The sequence below is a fragment of the Stenotrophomonas sp. RG-453 genome (assembly GCF_033843685.1).
GTDB lineage: Bacteria > Pseudomonadota > Gammaproteobacteria > Xanthomonadales > Xanthomonadaceae > Stenotrophomonas > Stenotrophomonas bentonitica_A.
In genome coordinates, this window is sequence record NZ_JAMYED010000005.1 from 48,539 (window position 1) to 71,757 (window position 23,219).

Genomic DNA, 23,219 nt, shown 5'->3' on the forward strand with positions numbered 1-23,219 from the left:
AGACCAGCGGCCGGCACGACCGGTAACCACCCAGCATCCGCCGCTGCTGGGGGCGGCGGAACCAATCGTCAAGCATATGCTCATGACCGGAGCGCATCAGGCCCTTCCGGATAGGCCTGAACAGGTAGCGGTACCTGCGTGGTTGGCGGCCAGCGGCCGGCACTACAATGCGCACATGCAGATTGGCCCCTACAACATCCAGCCCAACGTGGTGCTGGCACCGATGGCCGGTGTCACCGACAAGCCCTTCCGCCTGCTGTGCAAACAGCTGGGCGCGGGCCTGGCCGCCTCGGAGATGACCATCTCCGACCCGCGCTTCTGGAACACCCGCAAGTCGCTCCACCGCATGGACCATGCCGGCGAGCCGGACCCGATCAGCGTGCAGATCGCCGGGACCGAGCCGCAGCAGCTGGCCGAGGCAGCACGCTACAACGTGGACAACGGTGCGCAGATCATCGACATCAACATGGGCTGCCCGGCCAAGAAGGTCTGCAACGCCTGGGCCGGCTCGGCGCTGATGCGCGATGAAGACCTGGTCGCGCGCATCCTGGGCGCGGTGGTCAATGCGGTGGACGTGCCGGTCACGCTCAAGATCCGCACCGGGTGGGACTGCGACCACCGCAATGGCCCGCTGATCGCGCGCATCGCCGAGGACAGCGGCATCGCCGCGCTGGCCGTGCATGGCCGTACCCGCGACCAGCATTACACCGGCACCGCCGAATACGACACCATCGCCGCGATCAAGGCGGCGCTGCGCATTCCGGTGGTCGCCAACGGCGACATCGATTCACCGCAGAAAGCGGCGCAGGTCTTGAAGCAGACGGGCGTGGACGCGGTGATGATCGGCCGCGCCGCCCAGGGCCGGCCCTGGATCTTCCGCGAGGTGGCGCACTATCTGGCCACCGGCGAGCTGCTGGCGCCGCCCTCGGTCACCGAGGTCCGCGATCTGCTGCTGGGCCACCTGCACGCGCTGCACGATTTCTATGGCGAGCAGCAGGGGGTGCGCATCGCGCGCAAACACCTGGGCTGGTACGCCAAGGACCGGCCGGAGAACGCCGCCTTCCGTGCGGTGGTCAACCGCGCCGAGGATGCCGCCAGCCAGGTCGCCCTGACCACCGACTATTTCGACGCCCTCGCCGCCGGCGAGCCGTTGTCGTCCGCTGCCTGAGCCTTCTGTCATGAACCCGCCGATCACCGCACCGACCTATCTCCACGGCTTTTCCGATACCGAGCAGCATCGCCTGGTCACCCAGTCGCGCCTGTTCGAATCGAGCATCTTCAGCGGCATCGACTACGGCGGCGCAACGCGCCTGCTGGAAGTCGGCAGCGGCGTGGGCGCACAGACGGACATCCTGCTGCGGCGGTTCCCGGACCTGCACGTCACCGGCGTGGACCTGAGCGAAGCGCAGCTGGCCACTGCCGCCACCAACCTGGCCAAGACCCCATGGTGCCGCGAGCGCTACACCCTGCTGCAGGCCGACGCCGGCAATCTGCCGTTCGGTGCGCGCGAGTTCGATTCGGCCTTCCTGTGCTGGGTGCTGGAGCATGTGCCTTCGCCGGCGCGGGTGCTCAACGAAGCGCGCCGCGTGCTGGTCCCGGGTTCGCCGGTGTATGTCACCGAAGTGATGAACGCCTCGTTCCTGCTCGATCCTTACTCGCCGCACATCTGGCGCTACTGGATGGCGTTCAACGATTTCCAGTACGACCACGGCGGCGATCCGTTCGTCGGTGCCAAGCTCGGCAACCTGCTGCTGGCCGGCGGCTTCCGCGACGTGCACACCGAGATCAAGACCATCCACCTGGACAACCGCGAGCCGGCGCGTCGCAAGACGATGATCGCGTTCTGGGAGCAGCTGCTGTTGTCGGCGGCCGATCCGCTGCTGGAAGCCGGCCTGGTCGACCAGGAGACGGTGGACGGGATGCGCCGCGAGTTCAGCCTGGTCCAGAACGACCCCAACGCGGTGTTCTTCTTCTCCTTCGTGCAGGCGCGCGCGACGGTGTACTGACCGGGGGGCGGCGCTAGCGCGTCGCCCAGGCGATCACGGTCACCACGACCGCGGCGGCCAGCAGCAACCAGATGCCCAGTCCGCCCCGGTCCCCCGGGGCCACCGTGCTGCCACCGGCGGTGTTGCGGGCCCCTTCGCGCGGGCGTGCGGTGGGCGTGCTGCCCACTTCCAGGGTACCGGTGGCCGGCCGCTGGCTGCGCTCGGTGAGCTTGTTCTGCATGCGTCGCGCGCGCTCGGGATCGACCTTGCGCAGCTCGTCCAGCAGCACCTGCTGCTGGCGCGCGCGGTCCGGCTGCGCCTTGGCCTTGTGCAGGATCTCGCGCAACGGCACCGCCGGCTGCTCGGCCGAGCGGCCCGGGGTCACATCCAGCAACAGCGCGCGGTATTCCGGCGGTACATCGGCCAGCCGCGTGTAGCGCGTGCCATTGATCTCCATTTCAAACCGTTCGGTCACGGTGCCTCCGTCCAACCTGCCTTCGGTGCGATCACGTCGGTGCTCGGCGGCGCATGCCAGATGCGCTGCCACAGGGCCGCGAACCGGCGCTTCAGCATCGTCCTGCCCTGCTCCCCTTCATACGCCGGGCGCAGCTGTCGCGGTGTGATCCCGGCCCAGCCATCGCCTTCCGCCCGCGCAACCGCGAAGGTGAAGGTGTAGTCCGGCTCCAGGCCCATGCGCAGATCGCTGAGCCGCAGTTCGCCATCGACCACCTGGGCACGCATGAAGCCGCGGTTGAACCAGTTCAGCCGCTGCACGGCCGGCAGCTCGGCTGCCTGGCGCAGGGCCTGCACGTTGGAGGGATGGCCCTCGAAGGTCATCGGGCCGCGGTCGGCGATCAGCGAGCGTTCGCCGATCACGTAGCCGTTGGGCGTCATCGCCACCACCTGCCAGAGCAGCGTGTTGAACGGCATCGCCACCGAGAAGCGCGGCGCATCGCCCAGCCCCATCGCCGCCAGCGCGCGATCGGCGTCGCGATCGACGGTGTGCTTGGCCAGCAACGACCAGCCCAGGTAACCACTGCTTAGCACCAGCCCGGCCACCAGCGCTTTCTGCGCCAGCGGACGCGCCCGCGCGAACCATGCCACTGCACAGGCGAGCAGCAGCCAAACGGTGTAGAGCGGGTCGATGATGAAGACGCTGGCCCACATCGTCGGGTGCGGGGTGAACGGCCACCACAGCTGGGTACCGTAGACGGTGAAGGCATCCAGCAGCGGATGGGTGATCAGCGCCAGCAGGATCGCCCAGAACCAGCGCCCCGGCGCCTGCGCCACGCGGCCGTGACCGAACCGTTTGAACAGCCACCAGATCAGCGCAGCCACCCACGGCAGCACCAGCAGCGAGTGACTGTAGCTGCGGTGCTCGACCATCAGCGCCACGGGATCGGCAGCAGTGAAGGCCAGTACCAGCGCATCCAGGTCCGGCAGGGTGCCGAGTGCGGCACCGGCCAACAGGGCCGCGCGGCGATGGCCGGCCGGGGCGATGGCGGCGGCGACCGCGCCGCCGAGAACGATCTGGGTAAAGGAGTCCATCGGCCGATGCTAGCAGCCGGGACTGGCCATGCGCCTCTGCCGTTCTGCTCAGGCCGCTCTGGCCAATTCGGCGCTGCCGGGCAGCGCCACCAGGGTCTGCCCGGTGTGATCCAGCAGCCGCAGGCTCCCATCCGGGTCTTCGGCCAGCACGGTCAGGCTTTCCACCCAGTCACCGTCGTTGGCATAGATCAGCCCGTCGCGCTCGACCAGCGCGGCACGGTGGATATGCCCGCAGACGATCCCGTCCAGCCCACGCCGACGCACATCCTCGAGCCCGGCCTGGACGAAGCGTTCGATGTAGCGTTCGGCCGCGCCGCTGCGCTTCTTGAGGAATTCAGAGAGAGACCAGTAGCGCTGACCCAGCCGCCGCCGGACCGCGTTGAGCAGGTGGTTGCCGGTCAGGATGCGGTAGTACAGCCAGTCGCCGAAGCGCTCCTGCAGGCCACCGAAATGGGTGATGCCGTCGTAGTCGTCACCATGCACGACCAGCAGCCGCCGTCCGTCGGCGGTCACGTGGATCGCCCGCCGGCGTACCTGCATGGCCGGCAGCATCAGCCCGCAGACCTTGCGCAGCGAAGCATCGTGGTTGCCCGGGATGTAGATGATCCGGGTGCCGGCCCGCTGCAGCGCGTGCAGGGCCTGGATCACCTCGCTGTGCGCCGGCCGCCAACTGGCCCGGCGGTGCGCCATACACCACAGGTCGATGATGTCGCCCACCAGATACAGGCGCTCGCAGCGCAGCCCGGCCAGGAACCTGGCCAGTTCGGCGGCATGGCAGTGGCGTGAGCCAAGGTGGACGTCGGAAAGGAAGACGGCCCGCCGATGGGGCGCCAGGGTCGTCACGGGCCGTTTGGCGGCCCCCCGCGCGTCGCGCTGCTCGACGTCGTGCATGGCGTGCTCCTCAGGTCCGGCGGCCGGATGCGCCGAAGCCTGCCCTGCGTCGACGACAGCCCGATGGCGGTTTGACGACGGGCCGATGACGCTCGCGGGGTTCGGACGCCCGTCGCGCCCATCGTGAGGGCGCGTGCGGCTGGCGTGCCGGTCGGGGCAGGTGCCGCTGCGGGCGGCCGTTTGTCACGCTGGTGGAACACTGGGCGGTGACGCTGGGCCTCAATCCCGTCACACCGGGCCCTGCGACGGGCACGCAGGCTTAACCACGGGCAACCCTCGCTGGCGCACAATGCAAGCGCGCGACTTGCCGTGTATCATTCGCGCCCATCTTTCCATCCGAATCAAAGGATATTACGCCTGATGTCCAGCTACCTGTTCACCTCCGAATCGGTCTCCGAAGGCCATCCGGACAAGATTGCCGACCAGATCTCCGATGCGGTGCTGGACGCGATCCTGACCCAGGACAAGCGTGCGCGCGTGGCCTGCGAAACCATGGTCAAGACTGGCGTGGCAATCGTCGCCGGTGAAATCACCACCAGCGCCTGGATCGACCTGGAAGCCTTGACCCGCAAGGTGATCCTGGACATCGGCTACGACAGCTCCGACGTCGGCTTCGACGGCGCGACCTGCGGCGTGCTGAACCTGATCGGCAAGCAGTCGCCGCACATCGCCCAGGGCGTGGACCGCAAGAAGCCCGAAGAAATGGGCGCTGGCGACCAGGGCCTGATGTTCGGCTATGCCACCAACGAGACCGACAGCTACATGCCGGCCGCGATCCACCTGTCGCACCGCCTGGTCGAGCAGCAGGCCAAGATCCGCAAGAAGAAGAACTCGCCGCTGTCCTGGCTGCGCCCGGATGCCAAGAGCCAGGTCACCCTGCGCTATGAAAACGGCGCCGTCTCGGCCATCGACGCGGTGGTGCTGTCGACCCAGCACGCCCCGGGCGTGAAGCAGAAGGACCTCATCGAGGCCGTCCGCGAAGAGATCATCAAGCCGGTGCTGCCGGCCAAGTGGCTGCACAAGGGCACCAAGTTCCACATCAACCCGACCGGCAAGTTCGAGATCGGCGGCCCGGTGGGCGACTGTGGCCTGACCGGCCGCAAGATCATCGTCGACACCTACGGCGGCTGGGCCCGTCACGGTGGTGGTGCGTTCTCGGGCAAGGATCCGTCCAAGGTGGACCGTTCGGCTGCCTATGCTGCCCGTTACGTCGCCAAGAACGTCGTGGCCGCCGGCCTGGCCGACCGTTGCGAAGTGCAGGTCTCCTACGCCATCGGCGTGGCCGAGCCGACCTCGATCTCGGTCACCACCTTCGGCACCGGCAAGATCAGCGATGACAAGATCGAAAAGTTGATCCGCAAGCATTTCGACCTGCGCCCGTACGGCATCATCCAGATGCTGGACCTGATCCACCCGATGTACCAGCAGACCGCGGCCTACGGCCACTTCGGCCGCAAGGCCAAGGAGTTCAGCTACACCAACGGTGCTGGCGAACAGGTCAATGCGACCGCCTTCTCCTGGGAGAAGACCGATCGCGCCGCCGCCCTGCGCGCGGATGCAAAGTTGAAGTAAGAAACGGGCCGCGAAAGCGGCCCTTTTCTTACGGGTGGAGCCGACCGTTGGTCGGCTGGCGGCGGGTAGAGCCGACCGTTGGTCGGCTGGCCGCGCGCAGCGCGGCAATGATCGGCGAAACAAACGGCGGGCCGCGAAAGCGGCCCGTCGTCGTTTTGGCGCCTTGACCCATCGTCGCGCCGCGCGCGACCAGCCGACCAACGGTCAGCTCTACCAATGGGTCAAGCGGCGCTACACTCCAGCCATGCCCGAATTCAAATCCAACCAGCTCTCCATGACGGTGCTGATGTCGCCGGACATGGCCAACTTCTCCGGCAAGGTGCACGGCGGTGCGGTGCTGCGCCTGCTCGACCAGGTCGCCTACGCCTGCGCCAGCCGCTATGCCGGCAGCTACGTGGTCACCCTGTCGGTGGACCAGGTGATGTTCCGCCAGCCGATCGCGGTCGGCGAGCTGGTCACCTTCCTGGCCTCGGTGAACTACACCGGCACCTCCTCGATGGAAATCGGGGTCAAGGTGGTGGCCGAGGACATCCTCAAGCGCAGCGTGCGCCACGCCAACAGCTGCTTCTTCACCATGGTCGCGGTGGATGACGACGGCAAGCCGACCCCGGTGCCGCCGTTGGTGCTGGAAACTGCCGACGAACGCCGCCGGCATGCCGCCGCGTTGATCCGCCGCCAGCTGCGCGAGGAGATGGAGCAGCGCCACCTGGAGCTGCTGGCATCCAATCCGCCTGCACCAGGTGATCTGGTCGAGCGGGTCTGAGAAGCGCTGCCGGCCAGCGGCCGGCACTCCCCCTTCATGGCCTACCCGGTGTTCTGTACGCCCTGCGAAACACCGTTCACGCACGCCACCAGCGCGCGCAGCACGTCATCGTCTTCGCCACCGCTCTCCCGCCAGCGGCGCAGCAGGTCCACCTGCAGCACGCTGATCGGATCGATGTAGGGATTGCGCAGGCGGATCGACAGCGCCAAGCGCTGATCGTGCTGCAGCAGCGTGTCCTGCCCGGTCAGTGCCAGGATCCACTGTGAGGTGAGGTCGAGCTCCCCCTGGATCTGCGGGAAGAAGCGCCCATGCAATGCACCGGACAGCTGCGAGAACTGCTCGGCGATGGTCAGGTCGCCCTTGGACATCACCATCGCGATGTCGTCCAGGAAGGTGCTGAAGAACGGCCAGTCGCGCGCCATCTCTTTCAGGAGGCCTTCGTGACCGGCATCGATCGCCGCCTGCAGGCCACTGCCGACGCCATACCAGCCCGGGATCACGGCACGCGCCTGGCTCCACGCAAACACCCATGGAATCGCGCGCAGGTTGGTCAGTGCGGCATCCTCGCCCAGCCGGCGCGAAGGGCGTGAGCCCAAGGTCATCCGCTCGATCACGTCGATCGGCGTGGCCAGGCGGAAGTACTGCATGAAGTCTTTCTGGCCGACGAAGGCGCGGTACGCCTCCGCACTCTTCTGCGCGATCAGGTCCATCACCGGGCGCCACTGTTCCTCGCGCGGTTCCGCTGCGCGCGGGCGCAGGCTGGAGCGCAGCACCGCACCGGTGGACTGCTCCAGCGAGCGCAGCGCCAGTGCACGGATGCCGTACTTGCGATGGATCACTTCGCCCTGCTCGGTCACGCGCAGACGGCCGTCGATGCTGCCGCGCGGCGAGGCATCCACGGCGTGCGTGGTCTTGCCACCCCCGCGGCTGATCGAGCCGCCACGGCCGTGGAAGAAGGTCAGCCGGATGTCGTTCTCGGCGGCGACGTCCAGCAGTTCCACCTGGGCGCGCTGCAGCCCCCAGCGCGAGGCCGCGATACCACCGTCCTTGCCACTGTCCGAATAGCCGAGCATCACCATCTGCACATCACCGCGCGAGGCCAGGTGCGTGCGGTAGACCGGGTCGGCCAGCAGATCGCGCAGGGTGTCGGTACCGCGCTTGAGGTCATCCACGGTTTCGAACAACGGCGCGATGTCCAGCGGCACCGCGCCGGCGTCATCCACCAGGCCGCCGCGGCGCGCCAGCGCGAGTACGGCGAGCACATCGCTGCGGTCGTGCGCCATCGAGATGATGTAGCTGCCCAGCGCATCGGCACCGTGTCGCCGGCGTGCATCGGCCAGTGCCGCGAACACTGCATCCAGCCGCTCACCGCCCTCCTCATCGCTCGCCGGCAGCGCCCGCTCGCCACTGGCGAACGGGGCCAGGCGCGCCGCGCGGGTGACCGCATCAGCGGCGTCCCAGGCCTCCTGCCCATCCAGCACGCTGGCCAGCGCCCGGCCGTGCACGCTGGACTCCTGGCGCACATCCAACCGCGCCAGATGGAAGCCGAAGGTGCGCACCCGCCACAGCAGGCGACGCACCGCGAAGCCGCCGGCATGGTCGCCCTTGTTCTCGTGCAGGCTGCGCAGGATCAGCTCGATGTCGTCGGTGAGTTCCTGCGGCGACACGTATGCGCCTTCCGCATCGTCCATCGTCGCCTGCACGCGTGCGCGCATGCGGTCATTGAGCAGACGGTACGGCATGTCGGCATGACGCGGGCGCGAGGTGACCTTGGGCAGCAACGCCTTGTAATGGTCCACGCGGGCCTGCAGTTCATCACTGACCGCCACGCGCTCGGTGGACTGGCTGAGCAGGCTGGCCAACTGCAGCAGGTCTTTCTGGTAGCGGCCGAGCACGGCCTGGCGCTGCGCATCCAGGGTGTTGCGGATGGTGCCGGCATCCACGTTCGGATTGCCATCCATGTCGCCGCCTACCCACGTGCCGAAACGCAGCAGGCGCGGCAGCGGCAGTTCCTGGCCATAGGTATCCAGCAGTGCCTGCTGCAGCGATTCGTACAGCACCGGAATCACCCGGTACAGCACCTGCACCAGATAGAAGCCGACATGCTCGCGCTCGTCTTCCACGGTCGGGCGCACGGGCGAGGAATCGGTGGTCTGCCACGAGGCGGTCAGCGCCATGCGGAAACGCGCGGCGTCGGCGGCCGCTTCACCCGGCGTGCGCTGGCCGTCGAGGTTGTCGACCAGGCTGGCCACCATCAACTGCTCTTTCTCCAGCAGCGCGCGGCGGACCGCTTCGGTCGGGTGCGCGGTGAACACCGGCTCGATGTCGATGCGCGGCAGCCACTCGGCCAGTTCGTCCAGGGTGACGCCCTGTGCCTTGAGGTTGACCAGTGCGTCCTGCAGGCCATCGGGCTGCGGCGTGGCGGTACCGGCGCGCTGGTAGTCGCGGCGGCGGCGGATGCGGTGCACCCGCTCGGCGATGTTCACCACCTGGAAATAGGTACTGAACGCACGCACCATCGCTTCGGCGCGTGCCGGTGGCAGGCCGGTCAGCGCATCATTGAGATCGGACAGGGGGGCGTCGCTTTCGCGGCGGGCGATGGCGCGCGTACGCACCTGTTCCACATCATCGAAAAACTGCGTGGAGACCTGCTCGGCGAGCAGGTCGCCGACCAGTGCGCCGAGTCGGCGTACATCGTCGCGCAGGGGAATATCGGGAGTGGCAAAAACGATGCTGCTACGGTACTCGTTCATCTGCGACGCACTGGCCTCGGGAACGGAATCCGCTCAAGCCTAACCCACAATCGCGTCGTTGCTGCGTCGCGCAAATAGTTACATCTGGTAGTGCCGGCCGCTGGCCGGCGCTTGCCGATCATTTTTCGTACCGGCCAACGGCCGGTACCTACCCGTCATTTTTCGTACCGGCAACGGCCGGTACCTACCTGTCATTTTCCGTGCCGGCCAACCGCCGGCATCAACGACCAGGATCCGCATCGGATCGTGGCCGGCCCCATCACGATGGGTGCCGGCCAGGGCCGATCAGCGCTTCTTCTTGACCGGCTTGCCCTCGCCTACGGTCTGCTCCAGCCACCGCTCGCTTTCGGCCAGCATGGTCATGATCGATTCGCGCGCGCGGTAAGCATGCGATTCGTTGGGCAGCATCACCAGGCGCGAGGTACCGCCCAGCCCCTTCACCGCGGCGAACATGCGCTCGCTCTGGATCGGGAACGTGCCGGAATTGTTGTCGTCCACGCCGTGGATGAAGAGGATCGGGTCCTTGATCTTGTCGGCATAGTTGAACGGCGACATCTTCTGGTAGACGTCCTGCGCCTGCCAGTAGTTGCGCTCTTCGGCCTGGAAGCCGAACGGGGTCAGCGTGCGGTTGTAGGCGCCGCTGCGCGCGATGCCAGCCTTGAACAGGCGGGTATGCGCGAGCAGGTTGGCGGTCATGAACGCACCGTAGGAGTGACCACCGATCGCGATGTGCTCGCGGTCGGTCACGCCACGCCGCACCACTTCATTCACGGCGGCCTCGGCATTGGCGATCAGCTGCGGCAGGTAGGTGTCGTTCGGTTCCTTGTCGCCCTCACCGATGATCGGCATCGACGGGCTGACCAGCACCGCGTAGCCCTTGGCCAGGAACGCCTGCGGACCCCAGTAGCTGATCGCGTTGAAGCGGTACGGCGAATCGGTGACCTGGCTGGCGGCTTCGGCGGTCTTGAACTCCCCCGGGTAGGCCCACATCAGCAGCGGCAACGGACCGTCCTTCTTCGCGTTGTAACCCGGCGGCAGCATCAGCGTGGCGGTCAGGTCGACGCCGTCGTTGCGCTTGTAGCGGATCTGCTCCTTGCTCACCCCACGCAGCTGCGGCAGCGGGTGCTGGAAGTGGGTCAGCGCCTTCGGTGCAGCCGTGGCATCACCCAGCGACTGCACGTAGAAGTTGGCCGGCTCATCGGGCGATTCACGGGTCAACAGCAGCGAGGTGCCTTCCTGGTCGAGCAGCGCCACCGGCGCGGCATAGGACGGGGCCTGCGAGTGGAACAGGCGCGTGGTCTGCTTGCTGTCCAGATCGAAGCGGTCCACGAACGGACGATCGCCTTCCGGCGAGGCGCCCAGCCCGTACAGGAAGATGCTGCGGCCATCGGCACTCACCTGCAGGCGCGCGCGCCCGTTGACGTCGCGCACCAGGCCCGGGCGACCGGGATCGTTGTAGCGGTCCTGCGAGGAACGTGCGGACAGCAGTTCAGCTGCCTTCTCCGGCTGGTCGGGCGCGATCCGCCACTGCTTGACCTCGCGGTTCTTCCACCACGATTCATTGAGCAGCGCCAGATCACCACGGCCCCATTGGATGCCGGCATAGCGGCTGCCCAGCTGCGCCAGGGTCACCGGCGGCTTGTCGAAGGGGGCGGCCTGCATCAGCACCGCATCGCGCACCTTGGCCTCGCGGTTCGGGTCGCCACCATCCTGCGCCTCGGCCCAGACCAAGGTCGCCGGGGCATCGGCGCGCCAGTCGATCCGGCGCACGCCGGTGGCCACCGCATCGTTGCCGGTCGGCAGGCCTTCCTTCAACGGCAGGTTGGCTACGGTGTGCTCCAGCTTGCCGTCCACGGCGGACAGCACTTCGATGCGACGCGCGAACGCGCCGGCCGGCACCAGATAGGAATACGGACGCACCACCCGCTCGCTCAGCAGGTAACGGCCATCCGGGGAGAGGGTGACATCCCAGTACACCCCACCGGTGGTCAGCGGCGTGGTCACGCCGTCGAGCGCGACCTTGGCCGGCTGCGCGCTGGCGTAGTAGTCAAAGAGGCGGGCATCGGCCTCGTTCTTGAGCATGTCCTGGTAGGTGCGGATGGTGCGCACACCGGCGTCGGCCTCGGTCTGCTGGATCGCCGGGCCGGTCGGAATGCCGCCGGCGGACGGTGCCGGCCCCTGGCCCTTGAGCTGCTGCATCACCAGCAGGCCCCGGCTGTCGGGCTGCCAGCTGTAGCCATCGCCCATCACCGTGTTCAGATCGCCGACCAGGCGCCGTGCCGAACCGGCGTCCACATCAACGATCCACAGCTCATTGGTGCGGGTGGCCGCGTGCACCTGGTTGAAGGCGATGTACTTCTGGTCCGGCGACCAGGCAAAGGTGGCGATCGACAACGGCTGCGGCAACCCGCTGATCTGGCGCTCCTTGCCATCGGCGACGCTCATCAGCCACAGCTTGTCGGCGAAGCTGAAGCGGCTGGCCGAATGCGTGGCCGGGTTGATGCGCAGGCCGGCCAGCTTCAGTTCGGGCTGGGCGACGTCGTTGATCGACGGCAGCGGCGGGGTCTGCAGCAGCGCGGCCAGGTCACGGCGCGGGGACAGGCTCAGGGTCGGGGCACGCGGCGCGTCGACCACCGCCTGCAGCGCCGGCGAGGGCAGCTCATAGCCGCTCGGGTCGCCCTTGGCGGCGGCCACGGCCTGCGCAGAGGTCTTCGCGGCCGGCGCGGCGGCCAGCGCCAACGGCGGCACCGCCAGCAGGGCCAGGCCGAGGATCAAGGTATGGCGCCATTGCGGTGCGCGTCGACCATGGTTGCGTGTCATGTTCCGTCCCTATGCTGATACAAACCCCCGACCTTAACAGCCGGGCGCCGATCGCCCCCCTGCCGATGGTTGGGGGCGGGGACCGATTCATGCCAACGCAGCGGGCCGCGATATAATGGGCGACCCTCCACCGAGGGGCGCTGCGACCGTTCCGGACCTTTCCGGGGGCGGCCAGGCTCGGTGGCCAGGATTGGTTCCAACGGCGCCCGGCGAACACGAGTACCGACTCGTCATTACACCGGAGCTTTGAATGAACGCTGTTGCCAAGACCTTCTCCACCGAAGGCGATTACAAGATTGCCGACATCTCCCTGGCCGATTGGGGCCGCAAGGAGCTGGACATCGCCGAGCATGAAATGCCGGGCCTGATGTCGATCCGCCGCAAGCACGCCGCCACCCTGCCGCTGAAGGGCGTGCGCGTGACCGGCTCGCTGCACATGACCATCCAGACCGCGGTGCTGATCGAGACCCTGAAGGACATCGGCGCCGACGTGCGCTGGGCCTCGTGCAACATCTTCTCGACCCAGGACCACGCTGCCGCCGCGATCGCCAAGTCCGGCACCCCGGTGTTCGCCTGGAAGGGTGAGTCGCTGGAGGAATACTGGGACTGCACCCTGGATGCACTGACCTTCACCCTGCCCGACGGCACCCTGACCGGCCCGGAGCTGGTGGTGGACGATGGCGGCGACGTGACCCTGCTGATCCACAAGGGCTACGAGCTCGAGAACGGCAGCAACTGGGTCAATGAAAAAGCCGCCTCGCACGAAGAGCAGGTCATCAAGAACCTGCTCAAGCGCGTGGCCACCGAGCGCCCGGGTTACTGGGGCCGCGTGGTCAAGGACTGGAAGGGCGTCTCCGAAGAGACCACCACCGGCGTGCATCGCCTGTACCAGCTGGCCCAGGCCGGCACCCTGCTGATCCCGGCGATCAACGTCAACGACTCGGTCACCAAGAGCAAGTTCGACAACCTGTACGGCTGCCGCGAGTCGCTGGCCGATGGCCTCAAGCGCGCGATGGACGTGATGCTGGCCGGCAAGGTCGCCGTGGTCTGCGGCTACGGTGACGTGGGCAAGGGCTGCGCCGCTTCGCTGCGTGCCTACGGCGCGCGCGTGGTGGTCACCGAGATCGACCCGATCTGCGCCCTGCAGGCCGCGATGGAAGGCTTCGAGGTCAACACCATCGAATCCACCCTGGGCCGTGCCGACCTGTACGTCACCACCACCGGCAACAAGGACATCATCCGCATCGAGCACCTGAGCGCGATGAAGGACCAGGCCATCGTCTGCAACATCGGCCACTTCGACAACGAGATCCAGGTCGATGCGCTGGTCGGCTTCCCGGGCGTGCAGCACATCAACATCAAGCCGCAGGTGGACAAGTACGTCTTCCCGAACGGCAACGCGATCTTCCTGCTGGCCGAAGGCCGCCTGGTGAACCTGGGCTGCGCCACCGGCCACCCGAGCTTCGTGATGTCCAACTCGTTCGCCAACCAGACGCTCGCACAGATCGACCTGTGGGCGAACAAGGACAGCTACGAGAAGAAGGTGTACCTGCTGCCGAAGAAGCTGGACGAGGAAGTGGCGCGTCTGCACCTGGAAAAGATCGGCGTGAAGCTGACCACCCTGAGCCAGGAACAGGCCGATTACATCGGCGTGCCGGTGGATGGTCCGTTCAAGCCGGAGCATTACCGCTACTGATCGGCCTGCCGGTCCAGTTGCGTTGAAAACAGACGGGCGCCGAAAGGCGCCCGTTTTCGTGGCGGAAAACCCTTCAGTCCTGGCCGAAACACCTGCGGTCGTCGTTCAGGACGGCCTGACACTGCGCGGCGAAGTCCGCTTGCCAGCGCGACAGCGCGAACCCTTCCCGTTCCTGGAACGACACCGTTTCGCCCGCAAGCACGTAGCAGCGGTTCTGCGACAGTCGCAGCGCGGTCAGCGCGTCACCGGCGGCCCAGCAGTCATCGATGCAGGCCTGCATCAGCGCGTAATCCGGATTGGTCTTGGCGCCGCCAAAGGCGAAGCCCATCCGCTGTACCAACGCGATCACCGGGTCAGCGCTGGCCGGGGCAGCGCGCAGAATGCGCAGCACGCCGGCCTCGGGAACGCCAAACGCCCAGTTGGCAATCACGGCCGAACGTGCTGCATCGATCGCCGCATCGCGCTGCCCCTGCCGCATGTACTGGCTTGCCAGCAGCGCCCAGCCCTGCTGAAGCTCCGGGAAGGCGGTGCATGCTGCGCGCAGCAGTTCAATCGCCTGCTCGACCTGCCCCGCCAGCACCTGCGCGCGCGCCTGCTCCAACTGCCCGGTTGGCGAACCGGGATCTTCGACCTCAAGCTCGCCATACTCGCCTTCGTTCAGTTCCAGCCACTGCGAAAACACCTGCACCGAGGAATGGCGCAGTTCCATACGCCACTCGTCATGGAACATCTCGCAGACGAAGGGCGCATCTCCCTCACGCCCCAACGGCCAGTACAGCCCGAAACAATCGCCGTTGCCGAGCGCGCCTTCCGCGATCGATACAAACCCCTGAGGGGGATACGGTCCGCGCGCCACATCACTGTCGAAGGTGAGCGCGTTGAATTGGCCAGAGAGGCGCATGGGATCTTTCCAGACGGGAACGCCGCCATTATCGCAGCGACCGCAGTAGCCTCGGTCAAGTCAGCCGGTACGCACCCCGCTACGATGCCGCCATGACGCCCGCCATCAACCTGCTGAAGCAATCAGGCATCGCCCACACCGTGCTGTCCTATCACCATGACGCCGCCGCCGAATCCTACGGTGGCGAGGCCGTGCAGCAGCTCGGACTGGATCCGGCCCAGGTGTTCAAGACCTTGCTGGCAAACACCGAGACACATGAGCTGCTGGTGGCGATCGTGCCGGTGAGCGGCACCCTGGACCTCAAGGCACTCGCCGCCGCGGCCGGCTGCCGGAAGTGCGGGATGGCCAACGCCGAAGCGGCGCAGCGCGCGACCGGTTACCTGGTCGGCGGGATCAGCCCACTGGGGCAGAAGAAAAAGCACCGCACCTTTCTTGATGCCAGCGCGCAGGCCTTGCCGACCGTGCATGTCAGTGCGGGTAGGCGTGGGCTGGAGGTGGCGCTGGCACCGGCCGATCTGCTGCGGCTCACCGGCGGATGCTATGCCGCCATCGGCAAGGCCCGGTGATGCGCTGGCCTTTCAACCGGGACTCAGTCGCCCCCACCGAGGGACCTGGCGCGCAGCACCTGCAGGCGCTGCTGTCATCCGAGCCTGACCGCATCTACAGCGCAGCCTGCGCCATCGCCCAGCTCCGTGATCCGGCCGAACTGGACGCGCTTTCGCCGTGGGTCGAACGGATCGAGCGCGCCACCGCGCACATCGCGCTGGGTGGCGCCCTGTTCGCCAACAACCATCACCTGCAGTTCGCCCTGCGCCGGCTGCGCTTCTGGCGGGACCGGACCGGCTGCCTGTGTGCGCTTTACCCGCACTACCCGTTCTTCGATCCGCGTCGGGAAGCCACGCGCGGGCATGTGGTCATCGATGCCGTGGGGGAAGCCGAGGACGGCTGGGGCGAGGCGCATGCCGTCACCTGCGTGGACTGCGCAACGCACTGGCTGGCCACCGACCGCGAGTATCACTACCCGTGGTGGGAGTGGAAACCAACGCGTCCCACCGTGGAGGGAACCCCAACGCATGCGTGATTGCATCGCCGCTGCACATCGTACTGGCGCGACGCTTCGGCGCATGGGCATCCAGCCGGACGCTTCATGGACCTGTAGAGCCACGCCATGCGTGGCTGCGTTCGCCCCGGTCCGCGTGCAGCCACCCATGGGGTGGCTCTACAGGGGAGGCGTGCAGCGAGTCTGGGCGCCTCAGGGACGCCAGTTGGCGTTGCTCTCCCAGAACGCCACCGCGCGCGCATAAGCGTCGCGATCCAGCGGCACACCCGAGCCGCCTTCTTCCACGCCCAGCGCATTGCGCATCATGGTGATCGGGGCCATCGGCACTTCCTCCGGCTCGGCGGTGTAAATGCAGCCCACGATGCCCCAGTCCGCATCGATGGGGGAGCCCTCTTTGGCCAACTGCTCGGCGCTGTACAGGATCACCACCAGGTAGTTCGCGCGCGGGGATTCCACGCCTTCGAACCAGCGCACCAGCACCGGCAGCTCCTCGCGGTTGCGCGCTTCATAACCACTGCGCAGCTGGTGACGGTTGGCCTCGGTGATCGGCACGGTCAGGCAGCGCGTGGAGGTCCAGTTCTCATACACGTGCAGCTTGCAGAACGGCGCGTAGCCATCGAGCACCTTGAACGGCGCGTGCGTGTTGAGGTGCTGTTCGAACTGCTCGGCGCTGCAGTCCTGGATGGTGTTGCCGCGCGGCACGCGGGGGAACAGGCGGGGACGGGCGAATGCAGTGAGGACGATGGACATGGGCACAGTCAGGCGGTGGAGATCCCATACAGGGTAGCGTGTGCGACGCGTGCCCTACAGCGCCAACCGCTCACGCAGCTCGCGCGCCTGGCGCCGCGAGACCTCGACCTGGCTGCCGTCGTCGAGGGTCAGGTCGTAGCCATCGCCGAGCGATGGTTCGATCGCCCGCACGCGGCGCAGGTTGACCAGGGTGTTGCGGTTGGCGCGGAAGAACATCGCCGGCGACAGTCGTGCTTCCAGGGTACTGAGGCTTCGTGCCAGCACCGCGTTCTGGTCACGGAACCAGAGCCGGGCATGGTTGCCGTCGACCACGATCTTGCGGATCTCGCCCAGTGCCACGAACCAGCAGCGCTCGCCATCGCGCAGGAACACCTGATCGTCGGCGCCCAGCAGGTCACGCGTGGCGTGCGGCGCTACAGGCGCGGCCGGCACCGGGAGGCGCGCCCGGCCGCGTTCCAGCGCCGCCCGAAGGCGGTCGGCCTCCACCGGCTTGACCAGATAATCGAGCGCATTGGTGTCGAAGGCGCGCACGGCGTACTGGTCGTAGGCGGTCACGAACACCACCATCGGCACGGTCTCCAGTCCATCCAGCACATCGAACCCCTCACCCGAGGGCATCTGTACATCCAGCAGCACCAGGTCGGGCTGCTCACGCAGGATCGCATCGCGCGCGGCGGGTACATCGTCCGCCTCACCGACACAGTCCACCCACGGGATCGCCGCCAGCAGCGTGCGCAGTTCACTGCGCGCCAGCCGCGCATCGTCCACGATCAGCACGCGCAGGGAGGGGCTCATTGCCGCACCTGCAATCGGGCCATCATGTGCTCACCCTGACGCTCCAGCAGGAACGTGCCGCGGCCGGATGCGGAACGCGACTCGTCCAGGCCGAGCTGGGCGCGCAGATACGTCAACCCGATACCGTGGCCTGCGCTGCTGGCGTCGTGCGGGGCGGGATTGTCCACCTCCACCCGCAGCCAGCCGCCATCGAGGTGCACGCGGATCGTCAGCTCGCCACCGCCCGGGTGGACCGCGATGCCGTGTTTGATCGCGTTCTCCACCAGCAGCTGCAGGGCCATCGGCGGCAGCCGTGCGGACAGCGCGGCGGGGTCGATATCGGTGCGCACCCGCAGGCGGTCTTCGTAGTGGATCGCCTCCACCGCGAGGTAGTCCTGCACCACGCGCCACTCCTCGGCCACGGTGACCCAATCGCCATCGGTATGCACCAGGGCGTGGCGCAGCGTGCTGGACAGATGGGTGACCATGTCGCGTGCGCGCGCCGGGTCTTCATTGATCAGTGCACGCAGGTTGTTGAGCGCGTTGAACACGAAGTGGGGATTGAGCCGCGCACGCAGTGCCTGGTGCTCCAGCGTCGCCCGCTGTGCTTCGGCGCGCAGCTGTGCCATTTCACTGTGCCGGGCCCGCTGCAGCGCGCGGCGGCCGGTCCACAGTGCGCACCACACGCTCAGGACGATGGCGGTGCTGAGCCAATAGTTGAACGTGTCGATCGGCCTGTAATAGGCGCGCTGGCCCGGCAGCGCCACCCAATCCCACGCAAGCGCGGGAAGCAGCACTGCGGCGGTGAAGAGCTGGATGGCGGCCGCGACGATCATCACAGCCTGCGCCATCCGCCACGTCAACCCGAGCAGATCACGCTGCAGCCATGCATGACGGAGTGCCCAGCTGCGTATCGATGCACTGCCGACGAACAGGCCTAGCGCGACCGTCACATAGATCAGCGTCCCGCCCGACCAGTTGCCCCGGTAGGCGATGCCCATTCCCAGGCTCAAGCCAAGGTAGCCGGACCATAGCCCCGCGTTGGCCCACCAGAAGCCGGAACTGCGTGCTGCCTGCGTCGTGCTCATCATCTCCATGCCGCTATCGATCAGGGCGCCGCAGGCAGATCGAGGACGTCCCGAATCTGCGTCTGCAGCCAGCGCGGATCATCCCACATCAGGAAGTGGTAGCCGGCGCGGCTCATCTCGATCCGCACCCCGGGCAGCGCGGCGTACTGCGTCGCGAACACTTGGCGCGTGCTGGCTTCGGTCGCACCGAACGGCTGGTAAGCCGCCCAGGCACCGAGCACCATCACCGGGGCGGTGATGCCGGCGATCGGCTGGCGCAGGTCGGTCATGGTCATCGAATACATCGCGTTGGCGGTAGTGGCGCGGTCACTGTCGCGTCCCCATTGCTTCAACGTTGCAACACGTTCTGGTGCATGCGCCATCCCGGCCACCGCGGCATCGGTCTGCGCCGCGTACCGGGTGGCGTCGGCGGCGAGCATGCCGGCCCGCATCTGCTCGGCCATCGGCTTGAGCGTAGCCGGTGTCGCCGCCGGGTTCTGCACCGCGCCGAAGTAGGGCAAGGCATCGACGATCACCAGTGGGCCGATCTTCTGCGGCGCCGCGATCGCCATCTGCAGGGCCAGGACGCCGCCGAGGCTGTGGCCGATCACCGCCGGATGATCGAGCTTGCGGTCGGCGCTGTAGGCCAGCAGGCGGTCCCGCATGGCGCTGAGGAAATCATCGCTGGCCACGGCGGGCGCACCGGCGAAGCCGGGCAGCTGGATCAGGTGGCATTGCACCTGCGGCTGCAGCGCGGCGCAGGTCTCGCGCCAGACCTGCGCGCCGCTGTTGAGGCCGGGGATCATAAGCACCGGCCGGCCGGTGCCGATCACCTCGACCTGCAGAACCTGGAACGCTTCGGTCGCTGCGTGGGCGGGGCTGACCAAGGTGGCCCAGGCGGTGAGCGCGAGTGCGGCCAATGGCGCAAGGGAGTGGATGCGGCGGTTGCGGCGGGTCGACATGGCAGGCTCCGGCTGGGGTGAGCCTGCAGACTGCCGCATGCAGGCACGGCCGGGGCGATGACATGAGCAGCGGCCGCAGCGGGCCATGAGCGGTCGCCAGGCGGGGATGGAAATGCGACCTCAGTGCTCCGGCGCGCCCACGATGGCCTGCAGGGCGCCCGGCAGCGAGGGGTACTGGAACGTGAAGCCTTCGGCCAGCGCGTGTACCGGCTGCACGTTCTGCCCGGTCAACAGCAGCCCGGCCATCTCGCCGAACGCCACCTTGAGCGCGAAGGCCGGGGTGGTCAGCCGCGCAGGACGATGCAGCGCTTCGCCCAGCGTGGTGGCGAACACGCGGTTGGTGACGGTACCCGGCGCGGTCCCATTGTAGGCACCGCGCGCCTGCCCGTTGCCCAGCAGCCACAGGATCATGCCGACCAGGTCCTCGCGGTGGATCCAGCTCATCCACTGCCGGCCGTCGCCCATCGGGCCGCCCACGCCCATCCGGAACGGGGGCAGCATCTTCAGCAGGGCCCCGCCGTCCCGGTCGAGCACGATACCGGTTCGCAGCACGCAGGTACGCACGCCGAGGTCTTCCGCCTTCAGGGCCTCCGCTTCCCATTGCCGGCACAGCATCGCCGCGAAGTCATGCCCGGGCGAGGCGGTTTCATCCAGGGGTGTGCTGTCACGCGGGCCGTACCAGCCGATCGCCGAACCGGACACCAGCACCCGGGGCCGTTCGGGCAGCGCAGCGATCCAGGCGAGCAGCGCCTGGGTGGTGCCGATCCGGGAGTCGCGCAGCGCCTGCTTGCGCGCATCGCTCCAACGGCCGTCCATCAGCGGCTCGCCGGCCAGGTTGACCACCGCCTGGACCGGGCCGACCTCGTCCAGCGTGGCAACGCTGCGGATCCCCGGCTGCGGGTTCCGGCCGGGCCGGCGGGTCAGGACGATGGGGTCGTGGCCCTCGGCCAGCAGGCGCGTGCACAGGCGACGCCCGATGAAGCCGGTGCCGCCGGTGACGAGAATCTGCATGACGGTTGCTCCGTTGAGGTCTGGGCCACTGTACGCGCCGCGATGTGCACGCGACATACCATGCACTTCACATTCATCGCGATGAAGAGATATGATTGGACCACACCCGCCGACGCATCCCGCCCATGACCGCCATCAGCTTCGAGTTCTACCCGCCCAAGACCGACGAGCAGCGCGCCCAGCTGGACCGGACCGCGGCCAAGCTGAAGGTGTTCGCGCCGGAGTACGTGTCGTGTACGTTCGGTGCCGGCGGTTCCACGCTCAGCTACACCTCCGAGACGGTCCGCCACCTCAAGCAGCACCATGGTTTCGAAGCCGCCCCGCACCTGTCCTGCGTCGGTGGCAGCCGCGAGGAGATCCGCGAGCTGCTCAAGCTGTACCGCGCTATCGGCTGCCGGCGGATCGTCGCCCTGCGCGGTGACCTGCCCTCCGGCATGGGCCATCCCGGCGACCTGCGCTATGCCTCCGAACTGATCAGTTTCATCCGTGCCGAGCATGGCGATGCGTTCCGCATTGAAGTGGGCGCGTATCCGGAGACCCATCCGCAGGCCAGCGACGCCCTGCTCGACCTGAAGCACTTCAAGACCAAGATCGACGCGGGCGCCGATGCGGCGATCACCCAGTACTTCTTCAACGCCGACGCCTACTTCCACTTCGTCGATGCCGTGCGCGCGCTGGGTGTAACCGTGCCGATCGTGCCGGGCATCATGCCGATCTCCAATTTCAGCCAGCTGCGCCGCTTCTCCGAGCAGTGCGGTGCGGAAATCCCGCGCTGGATCGGCAAACGCATGCAGGCCTATGGCGACGATGCCGAATCGGTCCGCGCGTTCGGTGCCGAGGTGGTGGCCAGCCTGTGCGAACGCCTGGTCGCCGGCGGCGCCCCGGGCCTGCACTTCTATACGCTCAACCTGGCCAAGCCGACCACCCAGGTGCTGAAACTGCTGCGCAGCTGAGGCGGTTGCGCATCGCTTGCAGATAACGCCGGCGCCGCTACGCTGCTGCGATGAAACCGCTCGTGTGGCTCCTGCTGTGTGCGCTGTGCCTGCCCTCGCTGCCCGTCCTGGCGCAGGCGCCGCAGCGCGTGAACCGCTGTACCAACGCGCAGGGCGAAACCGTCTTCACCGACCGCCGCTGCGATGCAGTGGGTGCTACGTCGCGCTTGCCCCCGCGCACCGCGAGCGTGGGCAACACCGGCATCTATCGCGCCGGCTGCGCGCGCCGGCTCAGCGAGCTGACCGGCCAGATCCGCGACGCGGTCAGCGCGCAGGACGTGAACCGGTTGTCCTCGATCTACCTGTGGAGCAACGTCTCCAACGCCACCGCGAACCACATCATCGGGCGGCTGGAATCGGTGGTGCAGCGCCCCCTGGTCGACATCGCCCCGGTCTACCCCGAAAGCGCGCCGGTGATGGTGGACCCGGCGCTTGCCGCTGCAGGTCCTGAATCGGCGCCTTCGCGCCCCCGCCCCATCGGACTGCGCATCGAACAGACCCTGGGCAGCACCGCCACCCCGGCCCGGACCGTGTTCGGCCTGCGGCGTCAGTACGGCTGCTTCTGGATCACGCTGTAGCTGGCCACAGCGAGCGGATCGCCGCGATGCCCTGCGCGCCGTGGCGGCGCGCCTGCTCGATATCGCCGGGGGTCATCCCGCCCAGCGCGTACAGCGGCAGCGAGACCTGCTCGCGCAGCGCTTCGAACGCGTCCCAGCCCAGCGGCGCGATGCCGGGATGGCTGTCCGTCGTGTGCACCGGTCCCAGCACCGCAAAATCACAGCCCAGCCGCTGCGCCGCCTGCAGCTGCGCCAGATCGTGGCAGGAGGCCGCCACCAGCTGACCGGCCGGCAGCGGCCGCTCGCCCAGCGCCAGCAGCTGCTCACTGCCCAGATGCACCCCGACGCCCAGCCGCCCGGCCAGGTCGATATCCCGGTTCACCAGCCACTGCGTGCGCGGCCCATGCTGCTGGATCACGCGCTCGGCCAGCGCCACCCGCGCCGGACTGGATGGCGTGCGCAGCTGCACCCGGCGCACGCCACTCTCCAGCGCCTGCGCCAGGCGCCCCAGCCAAGCCTGGTGGACACTGTCCTCCTCGCCCTCCAGCTCCGGGGTAATCAGATACCGATCCGGCTGGCGCAACGCCGCCACCACCGGCAGGTCTGCCGGCGGCATCGAGTACCGGTGCAGTTTGTCCGGGGCCACCCAGGTGATCGCCTGCCCTTCCCGCCCACGCGGCGAGCCCTTCCAGCCCTGGATCCGGCGCACCTCCAGGCGGAGCCGCTTGTCCGGGTAGATCTGCGGCACGTCCATGATCCACTCACCGACCTCCGCCTCGATCCCCAGCTCCTCGCGCAGTTCCCGCACCAGGGCCTGCTCGGAGGTCTCGCCGGGCTCCCGCTTGCCGCCCGGGAACTCCCACAGGCCGGCCATATCGCGGTTCTCGGTACGACGGTTGAGCAGGATGCGGCCGCGGGCATCGGTGATGACGCCGGCCACGACATGGATCGAACGAAGGGGAGATGACATACCCCGAGGATGCCCAAACCGGGGCCCGTGACGCAATGCCCCTGCGGGTAGTTGTAGGGGCTCGTTGTGGCTCGTGGTGGCGTCTCCGCTCGAAGCTGCCGCGAGCGTAAGGGCCCCGCAGCGACCGGCAGGCCCCTCGGCAAATGT

At 67.8% G+C, this 23,219-nt stretch carries 21 protein-coding genes and 1 riboswitch; of the genes, 9 read left to right on the top strand and 12 right to left on the bottom strand.

All coding sequences use genetic code 11. The annotated features are described in order from the left end of the window. The first annotated feature begins 175 nt into the window (after positions 1-175). Complete coding sequence (gene dusB, locus NJD74_RS10945; RefSeq protein WP_046273672.1) at positions 176-1,168, top strand: tRNA dihydrouridine synthase DusB; 993 nt, start codon at positions 176-178, stop codon at positions 1,166-1,168. Between the two features lie 10 nt (positions 1,169-1,178). Beyond that, a complete protein-coding gene (locus tag NJD74_RS10950; protein ID WP_319624189.1) occupies positions 1,179-2,006 on the top strand; it encodes a methyltransferase domain-containing protein in 828 nt (275 codons plus the stop codon). A gap of 13 nt (positions 2,007-2,019) precedes the next feature. Here NJD74_RS10950 and NJD74_RS10955 read toward each other — a convergent pair whose 3' ends face one another. The 3 genes from NJD74_RS10955 to NJD74_RS10965 are packed head-to-tail and all read right to left on the bottom strand — an operon-like array spanning position 2,020 to position 4,424. Beyond that, positions 2,020-2,460, bottom strand: a complete 441-nt coding sequence (locus NJD74_RS10955; protein ID WP_313210179.1) for a hypothetical protein — start codon at positions 2,458-2,460, stop codon at positions 2,020-2,022. Next, a complete protein-coding gene (locus tag NJD74_RS10960; protein ID WP_313210181.1) occupies positions 2,457-3,533 on the bottom strand; it encodes a metal-dependent hydrolase in 1,077 nt (358 codons plus the stop codon). Before NJD74_RS10960 ends, NJD74_RS10955 begins: the two co-directional genes overlap by 4 nt. Before the next feature lie 48 nt (positions 3,534-3,581). Continuing rightward, positions 3,582-4,424, bottom strand: coding sequence for a UDP-2,3-diacylglucosamine diphosphatase (locus tag NJD74_RS10965; RefSeq protein ID WP_319624190.1), 843 nt, complete (start codon positions 4,422-4,424; stop codon positions 3,582-3,584). 360 nt (positions 4,425-4,784) lie between these two features. Between NJD74_RS10965 and metK the strand changes: the two genes are divergently transcribed. Both metK and NJD74_RS10975 read left to right on the top strand, forming a co-directional pair. Then, a complete protein-coding gene (gene metK / locus NJD74_RS10970) occupies positions 4,785-5,996 on the top strand; it encodes a methionine adenosyltransferase (protein ID WP_019182462.1) in 1,212 nt (403 codons plus the stop codon). 244 nt (positions 5,997-6,240) lie between these two features. Beyond that, entirely contained in the window at positions 6,241-6,759 is a 519-nt protein-coding gene (locus NJD74_RS10975) for an acyl-CoA thioesterase (protein WP_070471768.1), read from the top strand. A gap of 41 nt (positions 6,760-6,800) precedes the next feature. On the opposite strand, the gene ppc is transcribed toward NJD74_RS10975, so the two are convergent. Together ppc and NJD74_RS10985 are read right to left on the bottom strand one after the other, a co-directional pair. After that, on the bottom strand, positions 6,801-9,512 hold the full coding sequence (gene ppc, locus NJD74_RS10980; RefSeq protein ID WP_319624191.1) for a phosphoenolpyruvate carboxylase: 2,712 nt from the start codon (positions 9,510-9,512) through the stop codon (positions 6,801-6,803). A 285-nt stretch (positions 9,513-9,797) separates the two neighbouring features. Next, positions 9,798-12,332, bottom strand: a complete 2,535-nt coding sequence (locus NJD74_RS10985) for a prolyl oligopeptidase family serine peptidase (RefSeq protein ID WP_319624192.1) — start codon at positions 12,330-12,332, stop codon at positions 9,798-9,800. Positions 12,333-12,458: 126 nt separating this feature from the next. Then, a riboswitch (S-adenosyl-L-homocysteine riboswitch) is annotated at positions 12,459-12,547 on the top strand. 35 nt (positions 12,548-12,582) lie between these two features. On the opposite strand from NJD74_RS10985, the gene ahcY reads away from it, so the two are divergent. Continuing rightward, complete coding sequence (gene ahcY, locus NJD74_RS10990; RefSeq protein WP_046273657.1) at positions 12,583-14,028, top strand: adenosylhomocysteinase; 1,446 nt, start codon at positions 12,583-12,585, stop codon at positions 14,026-14,028. Positions 14,029-14,101: 73 nt separating this feature from the next. On the opposite strand, the gene NJD74_RS10995 is transcribed toward ahcY, so the two are convergent. Beyond that, a complete protein-coding gene (locus NJD74_RS10995; protein WP_319624193.1) occupies positions 14,102-14,929 on the bottom strand; it encodes a hypothetical protein in 828 nt (275 codons plus the stop codon). Between the two features lie 92 nt (positions 14,930-15,021). Between NJD74_RS10995 and ybaK the strand changes: the two genes are divergently transcribed. Together ybaK and NJD74_RS11005 are read left to right on the top strand one after the other, a co-directional pair. Further along, a complete protein-coding gene (ybaK, locus tag NJD74_RS11000) occupies positions 15,022-15,495 on the top strand; it encodes a Cys-tRNA(Pro) deacylase (RefSeq protein WP_319624194.1) in 474 nt (157 codons plus the stop codon). Next, positions 15,495-16,010: a hypothetical protein gene (locus tag NJD74_RS11005; protein ID WP_319624195.1), complete on the top strand. Its 516-nt coding sequence runs from the start codon at positions 15,495-15,497 to the stop codon at positions 16,008-16,010. The genes ybaK and NJD74_RS11005 overlap by 1 nt, the downstream gene beginning before the upstream one ends. Before the next feature lie 171 nt (positions 16,011-16,181). Here the strand turns inward: NJD74_RS11005 and NJD74_RS11010 are convergent, their stop codons facing one another. The 5 genes from NJD74_RS11010 to NJD74_RS11030 form a co-directional block, all read right to left on the bottom strand. After that, a complete protein-coding gene (locus NJD74_RS11010) occupies positions 16,182-16,739 on the bottom strand; it encodes a DUF3228 family protein (protein WP_070471733.1) in 558 nt (185 codons plus the stop codon). Positions 16,740-16,793: 54 nt separating this feature from the next. Next, entirely contained in the window at positions 16,794-17,534 is a 741-nt protein-coding gene (locus NJD74_RS11015; protein WP_019182471.1) for a response regulator, read from the bottom strand. Next, a complete protein-coding gene (locus NJD74_RS11020; protein WP_254427835.1) occupies positions 17,531-18,601 on the bottom strand; it encodes a histidine kinase in 1,071 nt (356 codons plus the stop codon). The genes NJD74_RS11015 and NJD74_RS11020 overlap by 4 nt, the downstream gene beginning before the upstream one ends. Positions 18,602-18,621: 20 nt before the next feature. Then, positions 18,622-19,542 (bottom strand): alpha/beta hydrolase, encoded by a 921-nt coding sequence (locus tag NJD74_RS11025; protein WP_319624196.1) that lies wholly within the window; start codon positions 19,540-19,542, stop codon positions 18,622-18,624. 120 nt (positions 19,543-19,662) lie between these two features. Continuing rightward, the gene (locus tag NJD74_RS11030) at positions 19,663-20,553 is read right to left on the bottom strand and encodes a TIGR01777 family oxidoreductase (RefSeq protein WP_070471731.1); all 891 of its coding nucleotides are present in this window, start codon (positions 20,551-20,553) and stop codon (positions 19,663-19,665) included. Positions 20,554-20,678: 125 nt separating this feature from the next. On the opposite strand from NJD74_RS11030, the gene metF reads away from it, so the two are divergent. Continuing rightward, the gene (gene metF, locus NJD74_RS11035; protein ID WP_070471730.1) at positions 20,679-21,506 is read left to right on the top strand and encodes a methylenetetrahydrofolate reductase [NAD(P)H]; all 828 of its coding nucleotides are present in this window, start codon (positions 20,679-20,681) and stop codon (positions 21,504-21,506) included. 50 nt (positions 21,507-21,556) lie between these two features. Beyond that, positions 21,557-22,123 carry a hypothetical protein gene (locus tag NJD74_RS11040; protein ID WP_070471729.1) on the top strand — a complete coding sequence of 189 codons (567 nt, stop codon included), beginning with the start codon at positions 21,557-21,559 and terminating at the stop codon, positions 22,121-22,123. Here the strand turns inward: NJD74_RS11040 and NJD74_RS11045 are convergent. After that, complete coding sequence (locus NJD74_RS11045) at positions 22,113-23,072, bottom strand: Nudix family hydrolase (RefSeq protein ID WP_070471728.1); 960 nt, start codon at positions 23,070-23,072, stop codon at positions 22,113-22,115. The genes NJD74_RS11040 and NJD74_RS11045 overlap by 11 nt on opposite strands. Positions 23,073-23,219 lie beyond the last annotated feature (147 nt).

Bases quoted from the DNA above. Each gene is read 5' to 3' on its own strand.
- dusB (WP_046273672.1), top strand. From the start codon at position 176: ATGCAGATTGGCCCCTACAACATCCAGCCCAACGTGGTGCTGGCACCG.
- NJD74_RS10950 (WP_319624189.1), top strand. From the start codon at position 1,179: ATGAACCCGCCGATCACCGCACCGACCTATCTCCACGGCTTTTCCGAT.
- NJD74_RS10960 (WP_313210181.1), bottom strand. From the start codon at position 3,533: ATGGACTCCTTTACCCAGATCGTTCTCGGCGGCGCGGTCGCCGCCGCC.
- NJD74_RS10965 (WP_319624190.1), bottom strand. From the start codon at position 4,424: ATGCACGACGTCGAGCAGCGCGACGCGCGGGGGGCCGCCAAACGGCCC.
- metK (WP_019182462.1), top strand. From the start codon at position 4,785: ATGTCCAGCTACCTGTTCACCTCCGAATCGGTCTCCGAAGGCCATCCG.
- NJD74_RS10975 (WP_070471768.1), top strand. From the start codon at position 6,241: ATGCCCGAATTCAAATCCAACCAGCTCTCCATGACGGTGCTGATGTCG.
- ppc (WP_319624191.1), bottom strand. From the start codon at position 9,512: ATGAACGAGTACCGTAGCAGCATCGTTTTTGCCACTCCCGATATTCCC.
- NJD74_RS10985 (WP_319624192.1), bottom strand. From the start codon at position 12,332: ATGACACGCAACCATGGTCGACGCGCACCGCAATGGCGCCATACCTTG.
- ahcY (WP_046273657.1), top strand. From the start codon at position 12,583: ATGAACGCTGTTGCCAAGACCTTCTCCACCGAAGGCGATTACAAGATT.
- NJD74_RS10995 (WP_319624193.1), bottom strand. From the start codon at position 14,929: ATGCGCCTCTCTGGCCAATTCAACGCGCTCACCTTCGACAGTGATGTG.
- ybaK (WP_319624194.1), top strand. From the start codon at position 15,022: ATGACGCCCGCCATCAACCTGCTGAAGCAATCAGGCATCGCCCACACC.
- NJD74_RS11005 (WP_319624195.1), top strand. From the start codon at position 15,495: ATGCGCTGGCCTTTCAACCGGGACTCAGTCGCCCCCACCGAGGGACCT.
- NJD74_RS11010 (WP_070471733.1), bottom strand. From the start codon at position 16,739: ATGTCCATCGTCCTCACTGCATTCGCCCGTCCCCGCCTGTTCCCCCGC.
- NJD74_RS11015 (WP_019182471.1), bottom strand. From the start codon at position 17,534: ATGAGCCCCTCCCTGCGCGTGCTGATCGTGGACGATGCGCGGCTGGCG.
- NJD74_RS11020 (WP_254427835.1), bottom strand. From the start codon at position 18,601: ATGAGCACGACGCAGGCAGCACGCAGTTCCGGCTTCTGGTGGGCCAAC.
- NJD74_RS11025 (WP_319624196.1), bottom strand. From the start codon at position 19,542: ATGTCGACCCGCCGCAACCGCCGCATCCACTCCCTTGCGCCATTGGCC.
- NJD74_RS11030 (WP_070471731.1), bottom strand. From the start codon at position 20,553: ATGCAGATTCTCGTCACCGGCGGCACCGGCTTCATCGGGCGTCGCCTG.
- metF (WP_070471730.1), top strand. From the start codon at position 20,679: ATGACCGCCATCAGCTTCGAGTTCTACCCGCCCAAGACCGACGAGCAG.
- NJD74_RS11040 (WP_070471729.1), top strand. From the start codon at position 21,557: ATGAAACCGCTCGTGTGGCTCCTGCTGTGTGCGCTGTGCCTGCCCTCG.
- NJD74_RS11045 (WP_070471728.1), bottom strand. From the start codon at position 23,072: ATGTCATCTCCCCTTCGTTCGATCCATGTCGTGGCCGGCGTCATCACC.